The following is a 1,844-nucleotide window of genomic DNA, read 5'->3' as shown; positions in this document are numbered from 1 at the left end:
GGACAAGGAAGAGTAGCCGGTACCAAAATCGTCCAGCGCGACCTGGATGCCGGCATCGCGCAGTTGCAGCAGCTTGTCGGTGACCTGGGTGTTCGCGTCGAGCAGCAGGCCTTCGGTGATTTCGACCACGATGGCTTGTCCCGGCACGCCCAGCGATTGCAGGTGCTTCAGCCAGGATTCGTAGCCGCCCCGCTCACGCTGGAATTCCAGCGGCGACTGGTTCAGGCTGACCTGGAACTCGGGATGCACTTCCTTGCGCCAGCGCTGCACCCAGCGCGCGGTTTCATGGAACACCCATTCGCCGATATCGACAATCAGTCCGCTCGCTTCGGCCAGCGGAATGAATTCCAGCGGGCTGACCATGCCACGCTGCGGATGCTCCCAGCGCAGCAGCGCTTCCGCCTTGTGGATCTTGCCGCTCGCCAGATGCACGATGGGCTGGAAGTACAGCTTGAGCTGTTCGCCTTTCAGCGCGCCGCGCAAGTCATTGGTCAGGCGCATGCGGTTCAGCGCCGCCACCTGCAATGCAGGCGTGAAGTAGCTGAAGCGGTTGCGTCCCGCGCCTTTGGCCGCATACATGGCCTGGTCGGCGTGCTTCAGCAAGTCTTCGATGCTGGCTGCGTCGTCGGGATACAGGGTGATGCCGACCGAAGCCGACACGAAGGCCTGTTCCTGCCCCAGCTGGAAAGGCTGGCGCAGGCTGTTGATGATGTTCTGCGCGATGGCTTCCACGCGGTCCACTTCATTCAGGTCGGGCAGGATCACCGTGAACTCGTCGCCGCCGAGGCGGGCCACGGTGTCCGATTCGCGCACGCAGGCCCCGATGCGGCGCGCGGCATCGACCAGCAGCACATCGCCCTGATGATGGCCCAGGGTGTCATTGACTTCCTTGAAGTGGTCCAGGTCGATGAACAGGATCGCGATGCGCGTGCCGTCACGGCGGCTCTTCAGCACATCGTGCTGCAACCGGTCCAGGAACATGCGGCGGTTCGGCAGCTGGGTCAGCGTGTCGAAATTGGCCTGCTGCCAGACCAGGGCCTCGGTTTCCTTTTTCTCGGTGATGTCTTCGATCATGCACAGATGGTGCGGCGTGGCTTCCGAATCGACCGCCTTCAGCGAGGCATCGACCCACACCACGCTGCCATCGGGACGCAGCAGGCGCAATGCCATTTTGAAGCCCGAGATTTCCCGCGCCGCCAGCTGCACCAGTTTTTCCTGCTCCGGTCCCACATCGTCGGGATGGCAGATATCCATCCAGCGGCTGGCCTTGATTTCCGCCGCGTCGCGGCCCGCGATTTCCGCGTAGCGCGGGTTCACGTCGCGGAACTTGCCGGAGATGGAATCGATCAGCGCAATCCCCATCGGCGCCGCTTCGAACATGGTGCGGAAGCGCTGCTCGCCTTTGCGGATGGCTTCCTCGGCGCGGCTGCGCTCGCGCGTGAGCAGGCTGAAATGGATCACGGCGCCAACCACCAGCAGCGAGGCCGCCACGCCCAGCACACGGTACAGCCAGGTCAGGTCTGCGCCCGGCTCCGTGTTGTACAGGAAGCCGTTAAAGCTGACGCCCTTCGGCAGCATGCCGAGTTCCGTGTAGATATCCGCGATGTGCTGCCAGCGGTCTGGATTCATGTAGCCGATTTCCACCAGCACCGGCTGCACCAGCGGCACCATTTGGCGCGCTTCATACAGCAGGTGCATACGGTCGTGGCGGCGCGAATATTTATTCAGAATCAGGTCGACGATTTCTTCCTGATGGTTCATCGCATATTGCCAGCCGCGCATGCTGGCCGCGCGGAAGGCTTTCACGCGGTCGGGATGGGCCGCGATTTCGGCTTCGCTGGTGA

1 protein-coding gene is annotated in these 1,844 nt (G+C 62.9%); it reads right to left on the bottom strand.

Annotated elements, in window-relative coordinates; genetic code table 11:
* Positions 1 to 1,844 (bottom strand): diguanylate cyclase domain-containing protein (locus tag AB4Z11_RS30595; protein ID WP_442029788.1); only part of this gene is annotated, 1,844 nt, incomplete at both ends.

The organism is Pseudoduganella sp. RAF53_2 (assembly GCF_052113985.1).
GTDB lineage: Bacteria > Pseudomonadota > Gammaproteobacteria > Burkholderiales > Burkholderiaceae_D > Rugamonas.
This window is presented reverse-complemented; position numbering and strand designations above follow the sequence as displayed.